Source organism: Westiellopsis prolifica IICB1 (assembly GCF_004323185.1).
GTDB lineage: Bacteria > Cyanobacteriota > Cyanobacteriia > Cyanobacteriales > Nostocaceae > Pelatocladus > Pelatocladus prolificus_A.
Map to the genome: position 1 here is coordinate 3,286,896 of NZ_NAPS01000001.1, position 5,457 is coordinate 3,292,352.

The following is a 5,457-nucleotide window of genomic DNA, read 5'->3' on the forward strand; positions in this document are numbered from 1 at the left end:
CAATTCCTTTTTGGATATAGCTTGAGCGCCTATTTTACCGATTTTTGACATACCCCCTTGACAATTGGCTCTTTTTCTTAACTTGTGACCAATGTGCTTGTACCAGTTGTAACGCATATCCTACCCATGCACGCACTTCTTCTGGAAACTCACAAATATTTTTGCGCGAGTCCCCCATCCAGACAAGAGGACGTAAAGGAACTTCTGAAATATCCTCACGATCAACCATAATATATGAAATTTCCTATAAAATCAAATCAGCACGATAGCACGAAATGCTACCTGTGCAATGACTTTTACTCCTAATGACAGAAAGCCGTGAGAAACATATTTTTCATTTTCCCTTGCATTACAGATCCACGAACGGTTTTCTATACTCCAGTTATATGCTTTTCTGATGTAGCGATCGCTGCTAGAAATTTTTTGTAAATAACTATAAATGATTCATAATTAAATAAAAATGCCCCTTGATTTTAAAGGTCTGATAACAATTCCCAAAAATACCACTACACATGAATAATGTTTGGAAAGGCACACAGCCGTGTGCTTCTAAGATTGAAATATTTAGTCATCTTTTTGAGAATTGATCTTACTTTTTACTTTTTACTTACTAAATGTGGTCTGAATTAACAATAGCGATCGCTAACATCAATATTCCTGCTGATTGGGTCGGCATCAGAGTAGTTAAAGAAACATTCTTTCACCGTGGTGTCCGTGATGGCTTACCCCAACGCCACGGTAAATCTGCCACCACAGGAGCCATGTTGGAAGTCATGGTTAACGGCTGTATTGGCTATGCAGCGACTAATTCTCTCCAACTGACAAGTTTACAAAACGCTGCGGAAAATGCGTATCAACAAGCACTTGCAGCCAAACAGTGGTGGATACATCCGTTCCAAGCCGCTAGCGAACGTCCCAAAGTAGTTGGTGAATACGTTTCGCCATTTCTGGAACCACTAGATGCTCTAGATACTGAGGAAATTAACGATTTACTAGTCCGTATTTGCCAAACCCTCAAAGTTTCCGAGCAAATCGTCAAAACTACCGCAGGTGCGAATACAGGCGAACGAGAAACATGGTTTGTCAGCAGCAACGGCTCAGAAATTTATCAAAAATTTCTGTTTCTGAGTACCCATTATGGAGCGATCGCTCAAGATGGAGCGATCGTCCAGCAGCGCACCAATAACGGCTGGGAAGCCAACTATTTCCAAGGAGGTATGGAATTACTCGAACCCGATCATCTTTGGCAAAAAGTGCAGCAAATCGGAGAGGACGCAGTAGAACTTTTAACAGCACAAGAATGTCCAACCACACGCACTAATTTAGTCTTAGCCCCAGACCAAATGATGCTACAAATACATGAAAGTGTGGGACATCCCCTAGAATTAGACCGAATTTTAGGAGATGAGCGCAACTATGCTGGTGGTAGCTTTGTCAACAAAAATGATTTTGGGGTTTTGGTGTATGGTTCTCCCCTGATGAATATCACTTTTGACCCCACTGTACCCGGCGAATCAGCTAGTTATGGTTACGATGACACTGGTGCTGTTGCCACACGAGAATATTTAATCAAGGAAGGTGTGCTATTGCGGGGTTTGGGTAGTTTAGAAAGCCAAAAAAGAGCAGGTATCCCAGGAGTAGCTTGCGCGCGTGCTTGTTCTTGGAACCGACCCGCGATTGATCGCATGGCAAACTTAAATTTAGAACCAGGTAAAGCTTCCTTTGAAGAAATAATTGCTGACATAGAACACGGCGTTTACATGGAAGCTAATCGTTCTTGGTCAATAGACGATCGCCGCTATAAATTTCAATTTGGTTGCGAATACGCTAAATTAATCGAGAATGGAAAATTAACTAAAACCTTGCGTAATCCTAACTATCGAGCTACAACACCAGAATTTTGGCACAGCTTAACCAAAGTTGGAAATTCCTCAACCTGGGAAATGTACGGTACTCCCTACTGTGGTAAAGGAGAACCAAACCAAGCTATTTGGGTCGGACATGGTTCACCCGTTTGTCTATTTACCAACGTCGAAGTATTCGGCGGCGACACGTAAAGATGATTGGGCATTGGGCATTGGGCATTGGGCATCGGGCATCGGGCATTGGGCATCGGGCATCGGGCATCGGGCATTGGTTATTCTCCCTGCACCCTACTCCCTACTCCCTACTCCCTACTCCCTGCTCCCTACTCCCTGCTCCCTTGTCCCCCTTGTCCCCCTTGTCCCCCTTGTCCTCCCGCTCCCCGCTCCCCGCTCCCCTTTCCCTGCTCCCCTTTCCCCAATCCCCATCATGAACAACCAGGAACTCACTGCTTTAGAAGTCAGCTTTAACCAACTGATTGATACTTTGTTGCTGAAAAAAGCAGCAACTGAAGAATTTACTGTCAGATTAAATAGCGAACGCAGTCAATTTACTCGCTTTAATCATGCCAAAGTTAGACAAACTGGTTTAGTTGCTGATGGCTGGATTGATCTAACATTAATACAAGACCAGCGCAGTAGTTTTCGACAAATTCCTTTTACTGGAAATTGGGAAATAGATTGGGAAGTCACATACCAAGCTTTGCAAGAACTACGTGCAGAACTACCTTTTCTTCTTTTAGATCCTTATTTAGTATTACCATCAGGAATTAATACGAGTCGAGAAGTATATTCTGGTAATTTATTGACTGAAGAAGCAGTAGTATCAAATGTTTTAGAATCAGTCAATAAATTAGATTTTACAGGTTTGTATGCTGGCGGATTTGTAGTTAATGCCTATGCTGATTCTCAGGGACAAAAACACTGGTTTGCTACTGATTCTTTCACCCTAGATTATTCTATATTTAACACCGAGGGACAAGCGGTTAAAGGTATATTTGCAGGTAGTGATTGGCATCAACAAGCTTATATAAACAAAATTCAAGAAGCAAAAAAGCAATTAGAATTACTGGCTCGTCCAGTTAAGCAGTTACCACGCGGACAATATAAAACTTATTTTGCCCCAGACGCAGTTGACAATTTATTAATGATGCTTTCTTGGGGTGCTACTAGTGAAGCTGATTTACAACAAGGAAATAGTGCTTTAGCTGCTCTTTCGCGTCAAGAAAAACAACTTTCTGCTAAGTTTAATCTCAAAGAAAACTTTCGACGGGGAACAGTACCGCGTTTTAACGAATGGGGAGAAATGACAGCCCTAGAATTACCAATAATTACTCAAGGAGTATTAGTCAATACCTTGATAAATTCTCGCACCGCCAAAGAATATCAAAAAACTCCTAACGGTGCTAATAGTCATGAATCTTTGCGATCGCCAGAAATAAGTCCGGGTAATTTAGAATTTGACCGAATTCTGACCAGTTTGGACACAGGATTATATATATCAAACTTACATTATTTAAATTGGAGCGATCGCCCCACGGGTAGAATCACAGGTATGACCCGCTATGCTTGTTTTTGGGTGGAAAATGGCGAAATCGTCGCGCCAATAGAAAATTTGCGGTTTGATGATAGTCTCTATCGCTTCTGGGGTGAAAATTTACTCGATTTCACCAATTTTCAAGAATTTATTCCCGAAGTCGGAACCTATGAAGGTCGGCAACTCGGAGGTAGTATGGTTCCTGGGATGTTGGTGGAAGACTTTACGTATACTTTGTAACAGAAGAAGAACAGCAAATTGAAATTTTCAAGCAAAATTATCCATCAAAATTACAACAAAAGCTAAGGTTGTTGAAGAGTGATGGTGCAAACCTGTAGGTGTTTGACACGAAAACTCAAATTTTATGCCTGAAAGACTTACCTGTTCTGGGTTTGAGCCATTCACATCGATAATGAGGTTTGCACCATGTCTAAAACTCTTACCAGTAAAGCATTTGAGCCGATTTTTTTGGAACCACTCTTGACAGTGCGATCGCTCAAACGCTATATTTACTCCAGGTCTGCACCACTGTACCTTGAAAACCATATACAGCAAAGCTTCTATATTGAGCGGTTGCAACTTACACAAATCCCTATTAGGGATTGAAACTAGCTAAAGACCAACCTTGCCACGGGGATATTTTAGCTGATGTTGCAACTTACACAAATCCCTATTAGGGATTGAAACATCAACCACTACTTTGCCGACGTTGGATTGATAGAGTTGCAACTTACACAAATCCCTATTAGGGATTGAAACTTATCCAATAAGCGTCAATGTCTGGATTGTCCGCGTTGCAACTTACACAAATCCCTATTAGGGATTGAAACAACACCTAAAATAAAAATCCTCTGAAATCAGAGGATAGGTTGCAACTTACACAAATCCCTATTAGGGATTGAAACAAATATTTTGCAACTATTGTATGAGTTGCACAATGTTGCAACTTACACAAATCCCTATTAGGGATTGAAACTTGGCAGGGTGAGGTAGACCCGATAACCCCAGAAACGTTGCAACTTACACAAATCCCTATTAGGGATTGAAACGGAGATTGAACAACCGAATTTTGTTTGGCATTTAAGTTGCAACTTACACAAATCCCTATTAGGGATTGAAACTTTATTGGTTTCTCGCTAGAAATTCTTTCTAGAGTTGCAACTTACACAAATCCCTATTAGGGATTGAAACTTTGCTGAACTGTCCTAACCGTTTCCAATTTTGGGTTGCAACTTACACAAATCCCTATTAGGGATTGAAACAGAATCGATCCTTTTACCAATCAACTTATACCTCCAGGTTGCAACTTACACAAATCCCTATTAGGGATTGAAACCCACATGTAAAAGAAGTTGAGCAAACAGGCAAGTGTTGCAACTTACACAAATCCCTATTAGGGATTGAAACACTAAATCTTTGGGTGCGGCTAGCGTACGCGTAAAGTTGCAACTTACACAAATCCCTATTAGGGATTGAAACCTTTATTAATCTTGGTGAGAGTATTTACATTTGGCGTTGCAACTTACACAAATCCCTATTAGGGATTGAAACTGCTGCTGAATAGTCCTGACACGGCGGAGACAATGGTTGCAACTTACACAAATCCCTATTAGGGATTGAAACTCAGCAACTCATATATAAGATAGAAAATTGGCAAAAGTTGCAACTTACACAAATCCCTATTAGGGATTGAAACTATTTTTTCTCACTGGAAATGAGTAAAAAGCAGATGTTGCAACTTACACAAATCCCTATTAGGGATTGAAACTATGATTTCGTCTCTTTGTTTTTTGTGATAGAGACAAAATTGATCGTGCGATCGCCCATTTGTGTATCCATATCTAAAAATTGCTTGTGGAACTGTATCGCCTGTTAATATTCCTGTTATTTGATCTTACCTAATACTAATTCAATTAATGATTGCAACACATCCTTGGTTCAAGACGCGATGAATCGCGTCTCTACAATATGGTTTATTCGTCACATTCTTTTTTCAAATTGGTATAACCTATTGACCTGCATTGTGAATGTATTGACCTGCATTGCGAATGTATCGAC

4 protein-coding genes and 1 CRISPR repeat array are annotated in these 5,457 nt (G+C 40.6%); of the genes, 2 read left to right on the top strand and 2 right to left on the bottom strand.

Annotated features, from left to right (window positions below):
• Positions 1 to 34: 34 nt before the first annotated feature.
• The gene (locus tag B4U84_RS13450) at positions 35 to 229 is read right to left on the bottom strand and encodes a hypothetical protein (protein ID WP_242677623.1); all 195 of its coding nucleotides are present in this window, start codon (positions 227 to 229) and stop codon (positions 35 to 37) included.
• Between the two features lie 385 nt (positions 230 to 614).
• On the opposite strand from B4U84_RS13450, the gene B4U84_RS13455 reads away from it, so the two are divergent.
• Together B4U84_RS13455 and B4U84_RS13460 are read left to right on the top strand one after the other, a co-directional pair.
• Entirely contained in the window at positions 615 to 2,057 is a 1,443-nt protein-coding gene (locus tag B4U84_RS13455; RefSeq protein ID WP_131118461.1) for a TldD/PmbA family protein, read from the top strand.
• A gap of 235 nt (positions 2,058 to 2,292) precedes the next feature.
• Entirely contained in the window at positions 2,293 to 3,639 is a 1,347-nt protein-coding gene (locus B4U84_RS13460; protein ID WP_131118951.1) for a TldD/PmbA family protein, read from the top strand.
• Between the two features lie 27 nt (positions 3,640 to 3,666).
• On the opposite strand, the gene B4U84_RS13465 is transcribed toward B4U84_RS13460, so the two are convergent.
• Positions 3,667 to 3,945 (bottom strand): hypothetical protein, encoded by a 279-nt coding sequence (locus B4U84_RS13465; protein ID WP_131118462.1) that lies wholly within the window; start codon positions 3,943 to 3,945, stop codon positions 3,667 to 3,669.
• Positions 3,946 to 3,971: 26 nt separating this feature from the next.
• A CRISPR array of direct repeats spans positions 3,972 to 5,167; the repeat unit is 37 nt; unit sequence GTTGCAACTTACACAAATCCCTATTAGGGATTGAAAC.
• Positions 5,168 to 5,457 lie beyond the last annotated feature (290 nt).

Coding starts and splice junctions, on each gene's coding strand:
- B4U84_RS13455 (WP_131118461.1), top strand. CDS start 615: ATGTGGTCTGAATTAACAATAGCGATCGCTAACATCAATATTCCTGCT.
- B4U84_RS13465 (WP_131118462.1), bottom strand. CDS start 3,945: ATGGTTTTCAAGGTACAGTGGTGCAGACCTGGAGTAAATATAGCGTTT.
- B4U84_RS13450 (WP_242677623.1), bottom strand. CDS start 229: ATGGTTGATCGTGAGGATATTTCAGAAGTTCCTTTACGTCCTCTTGTC.
- B4U84_RS13460 (WP_131118951.1), top strand. CDS start 2,293: ATGAACAACCAGGAACTCACTGCTTTAGAAGTCAGCTTTAACCAACTG.